At 56.0% G+C, this 18695-nt stretch carries 17 protein-coding genes and 1 pseudogene; 9 read left to right on the top strand and 9 right to left on the bottom strand.

From position 1 onward, the window contains the following. The 4 genes from groEL to rsmA all read right to left on the bottom strand — a co-directional run. A partial coding sequence (groEL, locus tag K8R57_00860; protein ID MCE9586850.1) for a chaperonin GroEL occupies positions 1–369 on the bottom strand: 369 nt, incomplete at its 3' end. A gap of 38 nt (positions 370–407) precedes the next feature. Further along, positions 408–701 (bottom strand): co-chaperone GroES, encoded by a 294-nt coding sequence (groES, locus tag K8R57_00865; GenBank protein ID MCE9586851.1) that lies wholly within the window; start codon positions 699–701, stop codon positions 408–410. 97 nt (positions 702–798) lie between these two features. Next, positions 799–2787 carry a molecular chaperone DnaK gene (gene dnaK, locus K8R57_00870; GenBank protein MCE9586852.1) on the bottom strand — a complete coding sequence of 663 codons (1989 nt, stop codon included), beginning with the start codon at positions 2785–2787 and terminating at the stop codon, positions 799–801. A gap of 124 nt (positions 2788–2911) precedes the next feature. Beyond that, positions 2912–4279, bottom strand: coding sequence for a 16S rRNA (adenine(1518)-N(6)/adenine(1519)-N(6))-dimethyltransferase RsmA (gene rsmA, locus K8R57_00875; GenBank protein MCE9586853.1), 1368 nt, complete (start codon positions 4277–4279; stop codon positions 2912–2914). A gap of 277 nt (positions 4280–4556) precedes the next feature. On the opposite strand from rsmA, the gene sppA reads away from it, so the two are divergent. From sppA to K8R57_00905, 6 genes are all read left to right on the top strand, one after another. Then, positions 4557–5561: a signal peptide peptidase SppA gene (gene sppA / locus K8R57_00880; protein ID MCE9586854.1), complete on the top strand. Its 1005-nt coding sequence runs from the start codon at positions 4557–4559 to the stop codon at positions 5559–5561. After that, a complete protein-coding gene (locus tag K8R57_00885; GenBank protein MCE9586855.1) occupies positions 5561–6349 on the top strand; it encodes a CPBP family intramembrane metalloprotease in 789 nt (262 codons plus the stop codon). The genes sppA and K8R57_00885 overlap by 1 nt, the downstream gene beginning before the upstream one ends. Beyond that, complete coding sequence (gene thiL / locus K8R57_00890; protein MCE9586856.1) at positions 6349–7257, top strand: thiamine-phosphate kinase; 909 nt, start codon at positions 6349–6351, stop codon at positions 7255–7257. The genes K8R57_00885 and thiL overlap by 1 nt, the downstream gene beginning before the upstream one ends. A gap of 4 nt (positions 7258–7261) precedes the next feature. Continuing rightward, on the top strand, positions 7262–8332 hold the full coding sequence (gene corA, locus K8R57_00895) for a magnesium/cobalt transporter CorA (protein ID MCE9586857.1): 1071 nt from the start codon (positions 7262–7264) through the stop codon (positions 8330–8332). A gap of 26 nt (positions 8333–8358) precedes the next feature. After that, the gene (locus K8R57_00900) at positions 8359–9471 is read left to right on the top strand and encodes a hypothetical protein (GenBank protein ID MCE9586858.1); all 1113 of its coding nucleotides are present in this window, start codon (positions 8359–8361) and stop codon (positions 9469–9471) included. Positions 9472–9578: 107 nt separating this feature from the next. Next, positions 9579–10187, top strand: a complete 609-nt coding sequence (locus K8R57_00905) for an HAD family phosphatase (GenBank protein MCE9586859.1) — start codon at positions 9579–9581, stop codon at positions 10185–10187. On the opposite strand, the gene K8R57_00910 is transcribed toward K8R57_00905, so the two are convergent. Next, positions 10184–12451 (bottom strand): ComEC/Rec2 family competence protein, encoded by a 2268-nt coding sequence (locus K8R57_00910; GenBank protein MCE9586860.1) that lies wholly within the window; start codon positions 12449–12451, stop codon positions 10184–10186. The genes K8R57_00905 and K8R57_00910 overlap by 4 nt on opposite strands. Positions 12452–12540: 89 nt before the next feature. After that, positions 12541–13065, bottom strand: coding sequence for a hypothetical protein (locus K8R57_00915; GenBank protein ID MCE9586861.1), 525 nt, complete (start codon positions 13063–13065; stop codon positions 12541–12543). A 121-nt stretch (positions 13066–13186) separates the two neighbouring features. Between K8R57_00915 and K8R57_00920 the strand changes: the two genes are divergently transcribed. Continuing rightward, positions 13187–13612, top strand: coding sequence for a DoxX family protein (locus K8R57_00920; protein ID MCE9586862.1), 426 nt, complete (start codon positions 13187–13189; stop codon positions 13610–13612). 7 nt (positions 13613–13619) lie between these two features. On the opposite strand, the gene murJ is transcribed toward K8R57_00920, so the two are convergent. From murJ to purE, 3 genes and pseudogenes are all read right to left on the bottom strand, one after another. Then, on the bottom strand, positions 13620–15224 hold the full coding sequence (gene murJ, locus K8R57_00925) for a murein biosynthesis integral membrane protein MurJ (protein ID MCE9586863.1): 1605 nt from the start codon (positions 15222–15224) through the stop codon (positions 13620–13622). 12 nt (positions 15225–15236) lie between these two features. Then, positions 15237–16190, bottom strand: a pseudogene (locus K8R57_00930) (threonylcarbamoyl-AMP synthase). Between the two features lie 69 nt (positions 16191–16259). Beyond that, on the bottom strand, positions 16260–16817 hold the full coding sequence (gene purE, locus K8R57_00935; GenBank protein MCE9586864.1) for a 5-(carboxyamino)imidazole ribonucleotide mutase: 558 nt from the start codon (positions 16815–16817) through the stop codon (positions 16260–16262). A 103-nt stretch (positions 16818–16920) separates the two neighbouring features. Here purE and K8R57_00940 point away from each other — a divergent pair, with 103 nt between their 5' ends. After that, entirely contained in the window at positions 16921–17487 is a 567-nt protein-coding gene (locus K8R57_00940; protein MCE9586865.1) for a shikimate kinase, read from the top strand. A gap of 76 nt (positions 17488–17563) precedes the next feature. Beyond that, the gene (gene gap / locus K8R57_00945; GenBank protein MCE9586866.1) at positions 17564–18607 is read left to right on the top strand and encodes a type I glyceraldehyde-3-phosphate dehydrogenase; all 1044 of its coding nucleotides are present in this window, start codon (positions 17564–17566) and stop codon (positions 18605–18607) included. The last annotated feature ends 88 nt before the right edge of the window (positions 18608–18695 follow it).

Genomic DNA, 18695 nt, shown 5'->3' on the forward strand with positions numbered 1-18695 from the left:
GGCCTTGTTGATTCCGCGCTGCAGGGAAGTGGGGTTGGCACCGGCGGTGACGTTCTTGAGACCCTCTTTGTAGATGGCCTCGGCGAGTACGGTCGCGGTCGTTGTTCCGTCACCGGCGATGTCGCTGGTCTTGGAAGCAACTTCACGAACGAGCTGGGCGCCCATGTTCTCGAACGGGCACTCAAGCTCGATCTCCTTGGCGACGCTGACGCCGTCCTTGGTGATCGTTGGGCTGCCGAATTTCTTGTCGAGGATGACGTTGCGACCCGAGGGCCCAAGCGTTGCCTTGACTGCCTTGGCGAGTTTCTCGACACCGCGCAGGAGTGCGTGGCGTGCGGCCTCGTCGAACTGGAGTTGTTTAGCTGCCATAATATTCTTCTGTGTGTTGGTTGGTTAGATTGTGTGGATTAGCCGATGATGCCGAGGATATCGTCCTCGCGCATGATCAGATAGGTCTCGCCGTCGACCTTGACCTCGGTGCCGCCGTACTTGGAGATGAGAACGGTGTCGTTCTTCTTAACGGTGAAGGCGATCTTCTTGCCGTCTTCGTCGAGCTTGCCGGTGCCGAGGGCAATGACCTTGGCCTCTGTCGGCTTTTCCTTGGCGGTGTCAGGGATGATGATCCCGCCCTTCTTGACTTCCTTCTCATCGATCGTCTGCACGAGCACACGGTCACCGAGAGGTTGGATGTTTACTGCCATGGTGTGTTTTTCCTTATGGTTGTGGTTTTCTAACGTTTGCCCCTGCCCGCACCTGCGGGAGGGCTTGTTGCTAAATTCTTGCGGAGAGTGGCGAGACTTACTTCTTCTTGCCCTTATCTGCCTTATCTGCCTTGTCTGCCTTCTCTCCCTTATCCTCGTCGACCATCTCGAACTCGGCGTCGACAACGTCCGCGTCCTTCTTGGGCTCCGCTGCATGCCCTGAGGCGGCACCTGCTCCGTCTGCGGCTTCAGGTCCGGCTCCGGCACCTGCTGCTGCGGCATTCTTGTAGAGCTCGGCGCTAATCTCCTGGAACTTGGTCTGAAGAACCTCGTAGGAGGACTTAACAGCCTCGATGTCGCTACCCTTGAGGGCCTCGCGCACCTTGGCGATCTCGTCTTCGATCTCCTTCTTCTTGGCGCCATCGAGCTTCTCACCGAGATCGGTGAGCTGCTTCTCGCACTGGTAGGCGAGTGTGTCGGCGTTGTTGCGGATCTCGATACCTTCCTTGGCCTTGAGATCTTCCTCGGCATGGGCCTCGGCCTCGCGCTGCATCCGCTCGATCTCTTCCTTGCTGAGACCGCTCGAACCGGTGATGGAGATCTTCTGCTCCTTGCCCGAACCAAGGTCCTTGGCAGAGACGTTCAGGATGCCGTTCGCATCGATGTCGAAGGTGACCTCGATCTGAGGTGTGCCACGGGCGGCTGGCGGGATGCCGTCAAGATGGAAGACGCCGAGCTGCTTGTTATCACGGGCGAGCGGGCGCTCTCCCTGGAGAACCTTGATCTCCACACCGGGCTGGTTGTCGCTGTAGGTGGAGAAGACGTTGCTCTTTTTGGTAGGGATCGTGGTGTTGCGGGGGATCATCGGGGTGGCGATGCCTCCAGCTGTCTCGATCGCGAGGGTGAGTGGTGTCACGTCAAGCAGGAGAACATCCTTCACGTCGCCGCGAAGCACGCCGCCCTGAATAGCCGCACCGATCGCCACAACCTCATCGGGGTTGACACCCTTGTGGGGCTCTTTGCCAATCATGTTGCGGGCGGTCTCGACGACCTTGGGCATGCGGGTCATGCCGCCGACAAGAACGAGCTCGTTCACGTCGCCCTTTTTCCACTTGGCATCGGCCAAGCAATCCTCGACGGGCTTGATGGTGCGCTGGAAGAGATCGTCCGTGAGCTGCTCGAGCTTGGCACGAGTGAGCTTCTTCTGGATGTGCTTCGGTCCGCTGGCGTCAGCGGTGACAAAGGGGAGATTGATCTCGTACTCCTGGGTGGAGGAGAGGGCGATCTTGGCTTTCTCGGCCTCTTCCTTGATACGCTGGACGGCGTCAGGCTGCTTGGTGAGGTCGATGCCGGACTCTTTCTTAAATTCCTCGATGATCCAGTCCATGATGCGGTGATCCCAGTCGTCGCCACCCAGGTGGGTGTCGCCGTTGGTGCCGCGAACCTCGAAGACGCCGTCTCCAAGCTCCAAGCAGGAGATGTCGAAGGTGCCGCCGCCGAGATCGTAGACGGCGATCTTCTCGTCAGCCTTCTTCTCGAGGCCGTAGGCCAGAGAGGCGGAGGTCGGCTCGTTGATGATGCGCATGACCTCGAGACCGGCGATCTTGCCTGCGTCCTTGGTAGCGTTGCGCTGGGAGTCATTGAAATAAGCAGGAACCGTGATGACCGCCTGGGTAATCTTCTCACCCAGCTTGGCCTCGGCGTCGCTCTTGAGCTTGGCAAGGATCATGGCGGAGATCTCCGGAGGGGAGAAAGCCTTGGGCTTGCCGTCAATCTCAACCTGGATATGGGCATCGCCGTTGGCGGCCTTCACCAGCTTGTAGGGAACGCGATCCTGCTCGCCGCGGCACTCGTCGTACTTGCGGCCCATGAAACGCTTCACGGAGAAGATGGTGTTCTGTGGGTTGGTGATGGCCTGACGCTTGGCGGCCTGGCCGACAAGACGCTCGCCACTCTTGCTGAAAGCAACAACCGAGGGGGTCGTGCGGGCGCCTTCTGAGTTTTCCAGAACAACCGGCTCTCCACCTTCCATAACGGACATGCAGGAGTTGGTTGTTCCCAAATCGATTCCTAGGATTTTAGACATAGCATCTATAATTTAGCAAAGGGCGTGCCTAAAGCTTTAATATGCTGCATCTCTTTCTAGGATAGATGGATACAATTTCTGCCTCCTCTATCAAGCGAACTCAACAAGAGTCATCATGTCTCAGTTATGCGACAGAGGTGAGCTTCCTGAGACTCTCTGTCTCTCCTAGGAATTTGGCTGCCGCCATCTTGAAGAGAGGGGTGAATTCCTGAGGAGTTCGCTCCACCCAGCGGGCAATCTGCTCCACAGAAAAGAAGGCTCCTGTCTCGACCTCACCCGGCGCAAACCGGAAGGGACCATCACAGCGTCCGACCAAGAACTCCACGAACTCATTGCCCGTCTCCTCTGAGGCGCTGGTTTTCCAGAACTTGACCAGAGGACAATCCGCTCCGATCTCCTCTCTCATCTCCCGATGTCCCGCCTCTTCGTAGGTCTCGCCGGTATCGACATGTCCTGCCGCACTGGAGCACCAGAGGTCGGGATGATTGATCTTCCAGGGGGAACGTTTTTGCAGAAAGAGCTCTCCCTGAGCATTGAAGATCCAAAGGTGAACGGCCCTGTGCGTGAGGTTATTCACATGGACGTCGCTACGGAGTCGGGAATCGAGAATCCGGTCATCGGAGTCCACCACATCGCAGACTTCACCGGGGTGATCGTGGCCCGGATGAGTGAGCAAGAACGCAATATCGGCCCAGTCATCCACAGAAAGATCCTCTGCCCTGGCGGTGAGCGGATGACCCTTGGCAAAAGCCCACTCCTCCCAGAGTCCCTTGGGCAAATCCAGCAGGGATCGGAGTTGCTTTCGACGTGAGGAAAAGCCCTTCCGGACAAGTGCGGAAAAGATCTCCGGATCGCAGTTCGGAAGCCCGGAAACTGCACGGGGATTCACCGCAATGACCGCCGACTCGACACCGGGTCGCGGCCAGAAAACATCCGGAGGAACGACCCGCAACTTCCTCACAGACCAGCGCCTACCTAACTGCACAGTGAGGGCAGCATAATCCTTGTGCCCCGGGGTCGCAGCCAAACGATCCGCCACCTCCCTCTGCACCATCAGAACAAGTCTGGAAGCGGGTGAAGCGGCCTCTGTGAAGCGCCCAATGATCGCCGTGGAGGCGCTGTAAGGGAGATTCCCCACCATCTTCACGGGGCCGTAACCGAAGAGAGAGAGGAGGTCTGTTTTCGCCCCGTCACCCTGACGGATCTCCAGACGACCGGAGGCGATCTCGGCGGCATACCGCTCGGTCAATTCTGCAGCCAGACGGTGATCCCGTTCGATCAGGGTAATCCTGCGCGCCGGCGACTCCAGAATGTGCACAGTGAGCGCCCCCATACCGGGCCCAACCTCCACGAGATGATCACCCTCGGAAGGTTCAAGATCAGCCACAATCGCGCGGGCCAGATTCGTATCGAGTAGGAAATTCTGCCCGAGCATCTTGCTCGGACGCACCCCTATCTCGTCGAGACGGGCGCGGAGTTCTGCTTTGGACATGGAAGCAGTCATAACTCCTTGCCCCCTCCTGTGCCAGCCGTCATCTGGAACATCTTTTTCGCTCTTGTTCCCAAGTTATTCACAAAGAGGAAGAGTCAACAGAGTTTCACAGGGATGAAGGGGATGAAAGGGATGGAGCAAGAATCTTACATAGTCTCAGAGAATGTATCTCGCTGTCCTGAAATCTCCTTTATCCCCTTCATCCCTGTGAGTTCACTCCCCTCCCCCTGTGAGTTCTCTTGAGAAGTTTCGTCGGCTCCTCCACTCTGCTGGACTCATGAAGAAGTCCGGATGTCTACCGCTGTTCCTGATCGTGCTGCTTGGGTTCAGTCTGTTCGCGAATCTCGTGCTGCTGATCGCGCTGGGTTCACGCGGCGCGGGACCGGCAAAAGCCATGACCGAAAAGAAATTTGCGGAGACGACGCTTGTCCAGGGACATGACAGCTCCGACAAGATCGCCGTGATCCGGCTCGATGGACTCATCTCCTACAGACATGGGGTCTCCACCTCTGGTGACTCGATGGTCGATGATCTGAAGGAGGCCTTTCAGCAGGCTGCTAATGATCCTAAAGTGAAGGCCGTCGTGATTTCCGTGGACTCTCCCGGTGGCGAAGTCACCGCGGGAGATACAATCCACCATGCCCTCGGCAAGCTTAGCGCCAAGAAACCGGTTGTTATCTTCATCAACTCCATCGGCACCTCGGCTGCCTACTACATCGCCTGTGCCGGATCGTGGATCATGTGCAGCGACACCAGCTTCACCGGCAGCATCGGCGTGATCATCTCGACATTGAACTACAAGGAACTCTTCGGAAAGATCGGCCTCCAGTCTGTGGTCTTCAAGAGCGGCCAGTTCAAGGATGCCCTTAACGGCGCACGCGACCTGACCGAAGAGGAGAAGAGCTACTTCCAAGGACTCGTGATGCAAACCTACGACCGCTTTCTCAACATCGTTGCCAACTCGCGCCATCTCGACGCTGTCACTCTGCGCGATGGCATCGCCGATGGTCGGGTCCTGAGCGGCAAAGATGCGTATGCCGCGAAGCTCGTCGATCAGCTCGGCTACATCGAGGATGCCTATGCGAAAGCCCGAACTCTGGGCAACGATCCCGGGGCGGAAGTTGTGCGCTATGAGAAGAAACGCGGACTTGCCCAGTTCCTACGCTTGTTCGAGGACTCGGCAAAAAGCGACATCCACCTCGACCTGAATGTTGGTTCGGCCGCAGGCATGAAGCTTGAAAGTGGACGCCTCTACCTGCTCCCCTCCTTCTACGCTTTCTAATGCAAGCCTATATACCCTCAGTAATCCTGCTTCCGCTAATTGGGTTTCTAGTCCTACTCGCATTCTACGGATGGCTGGCCTATCGCAGTTCCGCCCAGGCCCGGTTGACTACCAAGCCCTTCGGCCTGCCAGACGTTCTCTGTGCATCCATTCTTGGGATCTGGATGATCTCCGTAATCTGGCAGTCCTTCGGGTCCGATCAGGCGATCACTCTCAGGGCCATCGTCGCTAATTCGATCGTCTACACCTCTTTGATACTGGGGATTTTTGGGGTGATCGGATTCCAGGGGAAATCGGCGATCGAGACCTTCGGACTGGAGCCCTCGCGCCTGCCAAAGGCTGCTGGCACAGGCCTTCTCTGGTTGCTGATCACCTATCCCTTGATCCTGGCGGCCCAGGGACTGGTCCAGAAGATCTTCGGAAGCGCGGACGACTCCCAGATGATCGTGAAATACTTTCTGGAGCATCCCGATCTCAAGCATCGCGCCGCAGTCATCTTCATGGCCGTCATCATGGCTCCCGTGGCGGAGGAGGTGATCTTCCGGGGATACTTCTACGGAGTGATCAGAAGTTACGGTGGCCGACTGCCTGCCCTGCTGACTTCCTCGCTACTCTTCGCCGCGATCCATGTCCACCTCCCCTCTCTCCTAGGCCTTGGGATTCTGGCGATTATCCTCTGCTTGCTCTACGAGCGAACCGGATCGCTCTGGGCATCGATCACGATGCATGCCGCCTTTAATGCCTCGACCATCGTGGTCCTGATTCTCTGGCCAGACGCCATTTCCTGATGAAACAACAGCTCCGATCCGAGGATGAGTTGCTGAAGGTCATCAGTCGTGAGCTTCCCTCCCCGGGGCCCGAGGTGCTGGCTGGCATCGGGGATGACTGCGCAGTCATCAGTTCCTCGCATCAAAGCGGGCATCTGGAACTACTCAAGACCGATGCGCTTGTGGAGGGAGTTCATTTCCTCAAAGGCACGCCCTGGAACAAAGTAGGATGGAAGGCTCTCTGCCGTCCCATCAGCGACATCGCAGCTATGGGGGGATCTCCTCATCATGCCTTGATCACGGTGGCCGCTCCCTCGCACTGGGGTTCCACAGAATGGCGCTCGCTCTATCGCGGGATCGGGAAGGCTGCCCGGGAGTTCGGAGTCTCCGTGGTAGGAGGAGAGACGGCGCGCTCGCCGGGCCCCCTCTTTCTCTCGGTCACAATAACCGGGAACGTGCCGAAACAAAATCTGAAGCTTCGCTCGGGAGCCAGACCCGGCGATTTGATCTGTGTCACGGGAAAACTGGGCGGATCCTTCAAGAGTGGCCGCCATCTCAACTTCCAACCCCGCGTGGCTGAGGGTCGCTGGCTCGGTGGAGAAAAGGGAGTCACTGCGATGATGGATCTCAGCGACGGCCTAGGAAGCGATCTCCCGAAGCTAGCGAATTCGAGCGGATGCTCATTCAGGTTGGCATGGGACGGTCTACCGCTCAACCGGGGGTGCTCCTTTCATGAAGGTGTTTCCGATGGGGAGGACTACGAGTTACTCCTGACCGTAGCAGCCAAAAGCTGGCCCGGCATTCAACAACGCTGGAATGTCGCCTCATCAGGCGTACTTCTTACCCCGATCGGTGTCGTCTTGCCTCCGGGCGAGAAGTCGTCTCTTCTTCCCACGGGATTCGATCACATGAATCCCATCACTTGCTGAAGCCATGCTCAAACTGGTCTATCTGACACCCGGCACCTCGCCCGTTGCCCTTGAGCTTCAAGGACGTGGTGAAGCAGTCAAGCCAAGCATCACCCTCTGCACCTACGATTTGGATTCTGTGGAGGAAAGCGTCTGTGCCGACGTGGCCGATGCGATCCTCCGACTCGATCCTAAAAAAAACAATTGGATCGATATCAACGGGCTTGGAGATGTCGAATCCGTGAAGGCACTGGGAGCCCATTTCGAACTAGGGCCACTAGTCGTCGAGGACATCCTCACCTCGCAGCGTCCGAAGATGGAGAGTCTGGATAATGGGATTTTTCTGATAACCTCCATGGCCTATTCCCCCAAGGATCAGGAGGGAGTGGTCGAGGTGGAGCAACTGAGTCTCTTCTTCACCAAGAATACCGTCATCACCTTCCAACAGAACGACAAGAGGGACTCCTTTCACGAAGTGCGTAGGCGCCTTCATCTGCCGGAATCACTGGTACGGAAGCATGGTGCAGACTTTCTCACCTACGCGTTGCTCGATACGGTGATTGACCATTACTTCCCTGTGCTTGAAATGATCGGGGACGAGACCGGGGTAATCGAAGAGGCTCTGGTAGAAAGTCCAAGCCGGGAGATCCTGAAGGATCTCTTCTACTACAAGAGAGTCCTTCTTGAGATGCGACGGGGTGCCTGGCCTCAGAGAGAGGTCTTCAGTCACCTGATGCATGAGGACAATGGACTGGTGACTGAAACTACGCGGGTGTTTCTGCGCGACTGCTACGAACACATCACACAGATCATCGACATTATCGAAAACTATCGCGATCTCACCTCCGGACTCATGGATGTCTATCATTCCAGCCTGAGTTATCGGACGAATGAAATCATGCGGGTGCTGACGCTTTTTGCCACAATCTTCATGCCCCTGACCTTTCTGGTCGGAGTCTATGGAATGAATTTCCATGACAGCCCCTACAACATGCCTGAACTCGAATGGCGCTATGGGTATCCCGCCTGCTGGCTCGTGATGATCTCGATCTCTGTGTCGATGTTCCTCTATTTCCGCAGCAAGAAGTGGCTTTGAGTCGATCTCCTATTTCCAAATCATCCATGAAACGCCCGATCCTCATCCTTACCTCCGCCTTCGGGGAGGGGCACAATGCAGCCGCTAGGAATCTAGCAATCGCCCTGCGCGCTCTTGATCCCGAGCGGGAGGTCGAAGTCAGGGATCTCTTCGCCGAGGCCTACGGTCCGCTCTACACGCTAGCCCAGAAGGGATACTTCTTCTTCATTAACCACTTCCCGGCACTCTGGGGTGGATTCTACAAGTTTCTAGACAAGGATAAGACGGCCCCGGGTAGGGTCTCTGTTTACAAGCGATGCGCCCGCCTGCTTAGCAAGCGAATCTCAGAAATGAACCCGGCGGTCATCGCCTCGACCTACCCTGGATACAACCACCTGCTCGATCATCTGTACGGCAAGGTGAACCGTTCCTTCCGCACCGTCACTGCGGTCACAGACTCGATCTCCATCAACTCGCTCTGGTACAGCGGGCACTCGGATCTCTTTCTTGTTCCAAATGAGGTTACCGCCCAGGTCATGGAAGAGGCGGGTGTTTCCCGTGATATCCTGCGGGTGACGGGATTCCCCGTACCTGCGCTCTTCGAAACCCTTCGTGGGGAGAGAGTGGGTCCCGGGCCTTCGAGAACTCCCAAGGTCCTCTTCCTTGTGAATCCGGGCCAGAAGAATGCAGCGAAAATCCTACAGCATCTCGGCGAGGTAGAGGGGATCGAACTCTCTGCCGCCTGCGGCCGGGATGAGGAACTACGCGCAGCACTACAGAAGATTGCCTCAACGTTCGATCGGCCGATCAAGATCGAGGGATGGATGGAGAACCTGCCAGAGAGGATGGCCTCGAGCCATCTCGTCGTGGCCAAGGCAGGGGGCGCCACGGTCCAGGAATGCCTAGCAGCAGCTACTCCTCTCATCATGAGCCAGGTCATTCCGGGACAGGAGGAGGGCAACGCGGAGCTCCTGACGACCGAAAACTGTGGATGCACCGCCGCATCGCCCCAGGCCGTCGGCGCAGCCGTGAGGCATGCCTTCTCCCATGGAGCCCAAGTCTGGAAGACATGGGAAGCCAATGCATGGAAGACTGGCACGCCAGAAGGAGCCAGAAATTCGGCGATTACGGTCCTTGAAGAGGCCCGCAAAGAAGGATGAAACTGAGACCTGCCGTAACAGATGCGAAGCAACCGCCGGGCAAGCAAACCTGAAGAGTTTTACCTAACCTCGCTCTTTTTTTCATTCCTCTCTTTTCCTTTTTTCCAATGCCTCAAATCAACGCCATCATCTTCGACATCGGCAATGTTCTGCTGACCTTCGACTACTTCATTGCGGAGAGGGCCTTGCTTTCTCACACAGGCAGAGAGTCCGCACCCTCGATCGAGGAACTTCACCCGCACCGGATGGCCCATGAAACCGGCACCATCAGTAGAGAGGAGTTCATTCGTGTAGTCCGAGAGGCCTTTGCCCATGACGGACCCGAAGACCACTTCATGGAGCTCTGGACACGGATCTTTCAGGTCAACACCCCGATGCTTGAGTGGGCCCGCTCGCTGCATGGGAAGACACCGCTCTACCTTCTCTCCAATATCGGATGCATCCACCACGATCATATTTTCGAGGAATATGATTTCTTCACGACGCTCTTCGTGGATGGCATCTACTCCTACAAGGCGGGCGTTATGAAACCCGAGCCACGGATTTTTGAAATGGCCCAAAACCAGTTCGGAGTGGATCCCTCGACGACGCTCTATATTGATGACCTGGAAGAGAATGTGAGAGGCGCCGAGTCGGTGGGCTTCATCGGCCATCATTACGATCCGGCACGACACAATCTCTTCGAACAGAGGATCTCCTCTCTCTCGTTTTCTTAGCGATTCGAATCTGAATTGTCCAAAAACGGCTTGATCGATGTTCCCTCTGCGGCGGATTCGATGAAGAGCGCGCCACTTTTGTTCTGACGGAAAAGCTTGATGCCTTTCTCTGCCAAGAGACGTTCCCACTCGCCGCTCGGGACGCCGTTTTGTTTGAAGGGATCGACCGGTGTGATCACCGCCTTCGGCGCGATCCTTGTGATAAGGGCCAGCGTGGAGGCTAATTGAGCGCCACCCAGCGGCATCATAAGCACATCAGCATGGAGGGAATCATCAGACACCACCGACAGGGAAGAGATCAGTTCCTGATCTGCTAGAGGAAGAACCAAAATTCGAGATTCGCTCAACAGGATCCGGATTGCCGGAAGACCGTTGTCGCCTGTTGTCAGTAACTCCGCGCTCACCCGCTTCGAAAGAGAGATAGGCTTGCCAGGCAAAACCGTATGGGAGTGAACTGAGGAGAGGATGCCCTTTGCAATCTGGGAATGAGAAATCGTTGAGGAAACCAGGACTTCCGAGACGGGGATTTCCTTGCTCACAATCGGCAAGCCCCCGAGATGAGAGGCATCCAGCTTGGTGATGAGACAACTTCTGATAGAATTCGCCCCCAGAGATTCCAGACACGGTAGAATAGTTGCCACGGCATCTCTCTTCTTCCCTGCATTGATAAGCACAAACTGGCTACCATCCCTGATCACCGCGCAGGAGCCTCCTCGCAGATCGAGAATGGTCATTATTGGGAAGGCTGGAGCAGAAGCACCTACGAACCAGTGTCCTCCAGGCATCAGGGCGCTAGTTTGAACGATAAAGAGCAGGAGCTTGGTCACAAGCCAGTTGGCATTGTTAAACGCTCCAGCGATCCAGCTGGAAAACGTTCCAGCAACAAGCGACAAGGCCCCCAGGGAGATGACAAGGAAGGCAAGCGGGACAGCCAGAAGGTTGGCTCCGAATGCAGAGAAGGAGATAAGATGGAAATAGGCGAGCGTCGGAATGATCGCTCCGATCCAGGCAGAGGCCGAGACGGCTGCCAGACCGGACACATGATTCCATGCCCGGAATCCCCACCTCTCGCGCGTCCCGATCAGCTTGGCGGGCAGGAAAGGATCAGGCTCGTGAAGCCGAATCAGCCAGGCCTCAATGCGCGGTGCTGCGACGATGATCGCGAAGACCACCGAGTAGGAGAATTGCCAGCCTGCGGAGAAGAGATCGTTAGTATCCAGTGCGAGCTGGAAAAAAGCTGCCGCGGCAAGGGTGTTCAGTAAGGGGGAGCGACGGAAGAGGGTAATCCCTATCAACAGAATCGAGGCCATGGTGGCGCTCCGGATACTCCCTATTTTCATTCCGGTCACCAGCACAAAAAAGAAGAGCGTCGGAATGGTAAGAATCACGGCCCAAGTCCTCGGGATACGCACGGCCTTAAGTGCGAACCAGAGAATCACGGCGAGCATGCCGACGTGTAGGCCCGAGACGGCGAAGAGATGCATGGTACCGGTAAACCGGAAATCATCTGTAAATCCCTCCGGTGCATGCTCGATGACACCGAGACAGATTCCTTCGATCGCCCCCCTCACCTCCGATACTCGCTCCATATCGATCGAGAGGATTTCCTCCATGCGGTGGCGCGCTCGTATTGCAAAGACCATGAGGGGATTTCCATGCCCACTGGATTCGATCGTTCCGGGAATCGAGGGATCCAACTCGAAACGGATGGTGATCCCGTGCCTTTCCAGCCATCGCCTATAATCCATCTCTCCGGGATTACGAGGGGGGGCAGGTCTCACCGGTATGCCCTGAAAGAGCACACGATCTCCGTAAGAGGGTTGATTTCCCGCCCAGCGTACTTGCACTGTCAGCGGGGCCTTTGTCAGAAGATTCCCATTCTGAATTCCTCTCAACTCCTCAAGTCGCAACGGGAACGTAGCGGATCCCGAGCGGCTAATTTTTGGCTCTCCAATGATGATACCCCGTACGGCAACCTCATTTCCCGTTGCTTCGTTCCCTATCGAATCAAGGTAAGGCGTAAGATTGCGCGTCGGTGACAAGTCCCAGTTCCAAAGATGAAGAAGAGCGAAAACAGCAAGCGTCGCCGCCCAACACATTCCGCCCTGCCTGCGGAACAAAAACAGGAGCAGACAAACACTGCAGACAACCGCCAGCAGCCATAATCCGGCGCTAAAAAAGGAACTTAGGAGTATCCCGGCAATAGCGGCCAGAAGTATCCCAAGAAAAGGATATCGCTGTCTAAAAAAAGGAGTGGCCTTCACCGGCCGAGGAAAAACTGATGAACTCCAGGGCTCTTCATCTCATGGGAAGACCCCAGATTGTTCAACCAAAGCTTGAACTAGACCAAACCCTAACCTCCGCCGCCGGTATCGAAAGAGAAGGGACTGTAGCAAGACTCGGTATAAGCTGAGTCATACCAATCATCGACCAGAGGAGCATTGTAGTAGAAGGGTTGCTGATCCTGGTTCAGCTTGGTGTTGTACTTCACATCACCTGGGACTTTGTTGCCCGGCTTCGGTGGCACATTGTTGCCGTAGAAGCCCTGGGTCTCTGTGAGATAATTCAGCAGATGCGGCTTGGCTCCGGCAGCCTTGAGTGAGGCAAGCTGGGAATAGCTGAAGTCATAGACTTTCTGAGTGCTACGGAGATAGCCGACAGTGATGTGGGAGGGAACATGGCCGTGGACTAGGTTCATGATATCCGCGTAGGAGAGTGTCTGAGCGTTGAAGATCTTATCGTAGGTGCTCTTGTTCACGTTGGCGGAAGCAACGGCCGCAGTGATCTGCGGATCGACCTTCGGTCCGTTGGCGCAACCGGCAAGAAGTAGAACACCGAACGCGGCGGTGGCGGAAAGCAGGCTGGAGAGGATCTTCATGCGAACTGTTATTTATCGTGTTGGCTCTTCCTCATCAATCAGATTCCCAGAGATCTCTTCATCCCTCAGTTCGTTCAAGAAACGTTTTTTCTTGTGAGTGCTGACTGCGGAAGGCATTCCAATGGCCATGATCTTTCGCTATCTCAGCAAGTACCGTGACACAGGCCTTCTTCTCCTCCGCATCCTCATAGGACTCTCCTTCCTGGCTCATGGTCTTCCCAAGCTCATGGAAGGTCCGGATCTTTGGATCAAGCTTGGCAAGTCAATGCAGTTCGTCGGAGTGACAGCCTATCCGATCTTCTGGGGACTGATGGCGGCGCTTGCAGAGTCCGTCGGCGGATTTCTCCTACTGATAGGCTTCTGTTTTCGCCCAGCCTGTCTCTTTCTGGTGATCAACATGGTCGTGGCCACCACCATGCACTTTCACACGACACCGGGCGATTTCATGGAGAAATGGTCAGTCGCCTCCCATGCTATCGAACTCGGTTCCGTTTTCCTCTCACTCCTCCTGATCGGCCCCGGAAAGTTCAGCGTGGATCGGGACTGAAGACAGCTTACGCTGATTTCCGGCGTAATTTGCGCGCTAAGAGTCCGAGAAATTCCTGAAATCCCTCGATCTTCAGCGCCCAACTGGAAAGCAGAAAGAGGAGGGTCGCACCGCTGATCACGAGTAGCAAAGCGATGGCACGGATCAGAACGTGTTCATGACCCAGACCTGCAAGCCAGTGCTGTCCCAACCAACCGACAAGGCCGATAGGCAGCGCGGCCAGCAAACAGCTGCCGAAGGTGGTAGCCATCGCCTTCGTCTCCAGTGAGCCGGAAATCCGGGTCATGAGGATGTAGAGCAAAATGAAATTCATCGTGGCCGAGAGGGCTGTCGAAAGGGCAAGTCCCCGGTGACCCATTCCGAATCGGAAAATAAAGAGCCAGTTGAGAAGGAGGTTCATCCCGATAGAGAGAAAGCTCACCATCATCGGAGTCCATTTGTGATTGATGGCGTAGAAGGCTGGTGAGAGCACCTTGATGCAGGAGTATCCCACCAGACCGATCGCGTAGTATTGAAGGGCTTCGGCAGTATGCAGCGTATCGGCATCCAGGAACTTTCCACGTTGGTAGATCAGGGCAATGATCGGTTGAGCCAGCACGATCAGTCCCACGGCGGCAGGCAGGGTCAGAAAGACCGCCAGACGCATTGCCTTGGCAAGAGTCGATCGGAACCGTCCCATCTCCCCCAAGACCGCAGCCCTTGAGATGACGGGCAGCGTCACCGTCGCCACGGCCACGCCGAAGACACCCAGCGGCAGTTGCATCAGGCGGAAGGCGTAGGAGAGCCAGCTGATAGGACCATTCCCCAGATAGGAGGCAAAGATGCTGTTGACCATGACGTTGATCTGAACAGCACTGGCGGCGATCACGGCCGGGAGCATGAGCAGGAGGATCTGACGTACACCCGGATCCCTCCAGTTGAAATCCAGGACAAACCGGAACCCTGCTTTGTAGAGACCCGGCAACTGTACACCGAGTTGAAGAAGCCCTCCGAGCAGCGTACCCAGTGCAAGACCGATCAGGGAACGTTCCCCGAAATGAGGATCGATCCACCATCCGAAAATCACGCCTCCCGCGATTGATCCGATATTGAAGAAACTGGAGGCAAGGGCCGGGACCGTGAAGCGGTTGGTGGCGTTCAGCATCCCCATGACCAAAGCCGCCAGAGAAACCATCAGGATGAAGGGATACATGATCCGCGTCAGCTCGATCGTCAGGGCGGCCTTTTCCGCAGGGAAGCCCGGTGCCAGAAAACCGATGAACTGAGCAGCAAAGATCACCCCGAGCAGGGAAACCAGACTCATGAAGACCGTGGTTAGAGTTGCCATCTTGGAGGCAAGCTTCCAGGCCGACCCCTCGCCCTCCGTGGCGATCCTCTGCGAAAACACGGTCACAAATGCCGTAGAAAGCGCCCCTTCTGCAAAGAGATCCCGCAGTAAGTTAGGAGCCCGAAATGCAGTCAGAAAGGCATCCATGCCTCGTCCCGCACCGAAGAGTCCGGCAAAGATCAACTCACGGCCCAACCCCAGAACCCGGCTTAGCATGACCGCACCGGCGACGACCCCGGCGGCCTTGGTATTCAATCCCTCATTTTTTAAATGATCCCCTTTCATGCGTGCTGGGTTCTAATGGGATTGGGATGAGTGCTGAGATCCAAAACTGGCACGTTTCAAACGATCCATAACGGCCAAACCGATCCCCTCTTCGGGTAGTCGCATGGCATAGATAATGTCCGCTTTACTATTGTCTAGTCTCCTAAGAGCTCCATAGAAATTGGCTGCTGCTTCGCGGAGATCCCCCAAAGGACTCAGGACTTCCACCTGCGAAAATCGCTCTCGAATCTCGGGTGAGGGGGTGGTAAAGGAAAGATAACCGGAATTGGCTCTGGGAATAAATCCATGGATGTCCGACTCTATGATATGAAGCTCTTTTTTAGGGGCATAATGCCCCGGAAGACTTCCCGGAGTATTCACAATCCCATTTGGCGTGAGAACATGTCCATATTTCTTCAGTTGGTCACCCGTAATAGGACCTGGCCTCAGGATTTCCAATCCACCTTCCCTGAGAGCCACGATCGTAGATTCCAAACCATGCTCACAGCAACCTCCATCTAGGATCAGATTAATGGATTTACCTAGTTCTAATTGGACATCCATTGCGCTCGTCGGGCTAATTCGACCGAATCGATTGGCGCTGGGGGCAGCAAGCGGAGAGCTGATGCCTCGGAGCACCTCCTGAAAGAGTGGATGAGATGTCACCCGGACCGCTACGAACTCCGATCCGGCAGTAACCAGATCCGGAACCTCGGGTCGCCTGGGCAGCAAAAGAGTCAGTGGACCAGGCCAGAAGTTCGCCGCCAATCTCTCCACAAGATTTCTCTGTTCGTCTGAAGAAAATCGGACAACTCGCGCAAGCCAACCCATTTCTGGGATGTGAACAATCAGAGGATCGGAAAGCGGGCGTCCCTTGGCCTCGAATATCCGGGCAATCGCCATCGGATCAAAGGCATTGCCAGCCAGTCCGTAGACCGTCTCGGTGGGTAGCCCCACAACGCCCCCTTGCCGCAAGAGTTCCACGGAATCACGGATCCCCTCCCCTCCATGAACAATCCGGGCACTCACATTGAAAAATCCTGAAATATTAGTTACTTAGCGTTTCAAGCGAAGTTTCTTGGGCGCCTTAAGGACACTCTCTTCGGCAGCCTTGGTCTGGTTTTTCCGGAATGCGGCAAGCTTCGCAGAAAGCCCCTGATGGAGCAGGGCCAATTGGGCGATCGCAAAGAGCGCTGCATTCTTGGCCCCGGCCTCGCCGATGGCAAATGTGGCGACAGGAATACCGGCCGGCATCTGGACGATCGAAAGCAGAGAATCAAATCCTTCCATGGTGCGGCTCTTCACAGGGACGCCGAGTACGGGCACAGTTGTCTGAGCCGCGATCATGCCGGGAAGGTGGGCTGCACCACCAGCGCCCGCGATGATTGCATGAAGTCCCCTAGCCTCGGCTTCCTTGGCATAGGTCGCCATGGCCTCAGGCATGCGGTGTGCGGAAACGACACGGTATTCGCACGGGACGCCGAACTCCTCAAGGAGCGCCACGGCGTGACCCATCGTTTCCCAATCGCTCTTGCTCCCCATCACGACACCCACCAGAGGTGACGACTTGGTCGCGGCCGAGGGTTTGGATGACTTCGTTTTTTTGGAACTCATCCGGGAAGCGTATTCACGAGAGACGTTTCAATCAACCCGCTTCGGTGAGGGAACAGCGTCTTCGAAGATGTTCTTTTTCCAGACGGACGAGTACCTTTACCCCATGAATTCAAACATCGTCCTGATCGGTTTCATGGGATGCGGAAAGAGCAGCATCGGGCGTCGTCTGGCAAAACGCATGAATTACGGATTCCTCGACAGCGACGACCTGATCGTTGCCCGAGCCCAAGGCATAAGCATCAGCGAGCTCTTTGCCGAAGAGGGAGAGGAGCGCTTCCGTGAACGGGAGAGTGCCGAGCTTAGGGAGCTTGTCCACGCCAAGGATATCGTTCTCGCAACCGGCGGTGGAGCCATTCTGCGTGAAGAGAACAGGGCGCTTCTGCATCGTATCGGAAGGATTGTCTGGCTACATGCCGATCCGGAGACCCTCTTTGAACGCGCAAGCCGCAACCGCAAACGCCCACTGCTGAATGTGGAAAATCCACGAGGCGCATTCAATGCGCTTCTGGAGTCGCGAGTCCCCATCTACGAGGCCACAGCCGACATTCAAATCGATGCCACGGGCCTTCCTCACGAGCAGACTATCGAGGCGATCATCCGGGCGCTTGAGCTTGATCGGGATGAAGAAACAGGTTTTGAACCTTCCCGCGACTCCGGCTGTTCCGTTTAAAATTGACGGAGAAACCCCCATCTTTTAACACTTTGCCTTCCCGAGCGACCCCTAACGCCGGCAACCCAACTCAAACATCATGCCTAATATTGCCATCAACGGGTTCGGCCGCATCGGCCGCCTTGTCTTCCGTGCCATCGTCGAACAGGGACTCCTTGAGAAAGGATACAAAGTCGTCGCCGTCAACGACCTCGTTCCAGCCGACAATCTCGCCTACCTCGTGAAGTACGACTCCACGCAGGGTCTCTTCAAGGGTGAGGTGCACAGCGAAAAATCCTCTCCCGAGGTTGCCGAAGACGACACGCTGGTGGTCAATGGTCACAAGATCAAGTGCCTCGCCGTTAAGGAAGGCCCTGCAGCTCTGCCTTGGAAGGATCTCAACGTCGACATCGTCATTGAGTCGACCGGCCTCTTCACCGAGGGCGAGAAGGCCAAGGGCCACATCACCGCGGGTGCCAAGAAAGTGCTCATCTCCGCTCCCGGAAAGAACGAGGACATCACCGTCGTCATGGGCGTCAACGATGACAAACTCGATATCTCCAAGCACCACATCATCTCCAACGCCAGCTGTACCACCAACTGTCTCGCTCCCGTCGTCCATGTCCTCCTGAAGGAAGGATTCGGCATCGAGGAGGGTCTCATGACCACCGTGCACAGCTACACCGCCACCCAGAAGACCGTCGATGGTCCTTCCAAGAAGGACTGGAAGGGCGGCCGCTCCGCAGCCATCAACATCATCCCCTCCACGACTGGAGCAGCAAAGGCCGTTGGCCTTGTCTGCCCTGAGGTGAAAGGCAAGCTCTCCGGCATGTCGTTCCGTGTTCCGACGCCGACCGTTTCCGTCGTCGATCTCACTGTCAAGACCACCAAGTCCACCAGCTACAAGGAGATCTGCGAGGCCATGAAGAAGGCCAGCGAGACCTACCTCAAGGGTATCCTTGGCTACACCGAGGACGAGGTTGTCTCCAGCGACTTCATCCACGACACCCGCTCCAGCATTTTCGACGCAGGCTCCGGCATGGAACTGAACGACAAGTTCTTCAAGCTCGTTTCCTGGTACGACAACGAGTGGGGTTATTCCAACCGCTGCGTCGACCTGCTCAAGAAGATCAGCGCCTAAAAGCAAAACCATTCACGAGGGCAGGAAAAGCAGGCTCGTTCCTGACTTTCCTGCCCTCTTTCTTTATAAAATTTAAAACCAATTTTTC

Source organism: Verrucomicrobiota bacterium, from assembly GCA_021413925.1.
GTDB lineage: Bacteria > Verrucomicrobiota > Verrucomicrobiia > Chthoniobacterales > UBA6821 > UBA6821.

Coding starts and splice junctions, on each gene's coding strand:
- rsmA (MCE9586853.1), bottom strand. CDS start 4,279: ATGTCCAAAGCAGAACTCCGCGCCCGTCTCGACGAGATAGGGGTGCGT.
- sppA (MCE9586854.1), top strand. CDS start 4,557: ATGAAGAAGTCCGGATGTCTACCGCTGTTCCTGATCGTGCTGCTTGGG.
- K8R57_00920 (MCE9586862.1), top strand. CDS start 13,187: ATGGCCATGATCTTTCGCTATCTCAGCAAGTACCGTGACACAGGCCTT.
- K8R57_00905 (MCE9586859.1), top strand. CDS start 9,579: ATGCCTCAAATCAACGCCATCATCTTCGACATCGGCAATGTTCTGCTG.
- dnaK (MCE9586852.1), bottom strand. CDS start 2,787: ATGTCTAAAATCCTAGGAATCGATTTGGGAACAACCAACTCCTGCATG.
- thiL (MCE9586856.1), top strand. CDS start 6,349: ATGAAACAACAGCTCCGATCCGAGGATGAGTTGCTGAAGGTCATCAGT.
- corA (MCE9586857.1), top strand. CDS start 7,262: ATGCTCAAACTGGTCTATCTGACACCCGGCACCTCGCCCGTTGCCCTT.
- K8R57_00885 (MCE9586855.1), top strand. CDS start 5,561: ATGCAAGCCTATATACCCTCAGTAATCCTGCTTCCGCTAATTGGGTTT.
- murJ (MCE9586863.1), bottom strand. CDS start 15,224: ATGAAAGGGGATCATTTAAAAAATGAGGGATTGAATACCAAGGCCGCC.
- purE (MCE9586864.1), bottom strand. CDS start 16,817: ATGAGTTCCAAAAAAACGAAGTCATCCAAACCCTCGGCCGCGACCAAG.
- K8R57_00900 (MCE9586858.1), top strand. CDS start 8,359: ATGAAACGCCCGATCCTCATCCTTACCTCCGCCTTCGGGGAGGGGCAC.
- K8R57_00940 (MCE9586865.1), top strand. CDS start 16,921: ATGAATTCAAACATCGTCCTGATCGGTTTCATGGGATGCGGAAAGAGC.
- groES (MCE9586851.1), bottom strand. CDS start 701: ATGGCAGTAAACATCCAACCTCTCGGTGACCGTGTGCTCGTGCAGACG.
- K8R57_00915 (MCE9586861.1), bottom strand. CDS start 13,065: ATGAAGATCCTCTCCAGCCTGCTTTCCGCCACCGCCGCGTTCGGTGTT.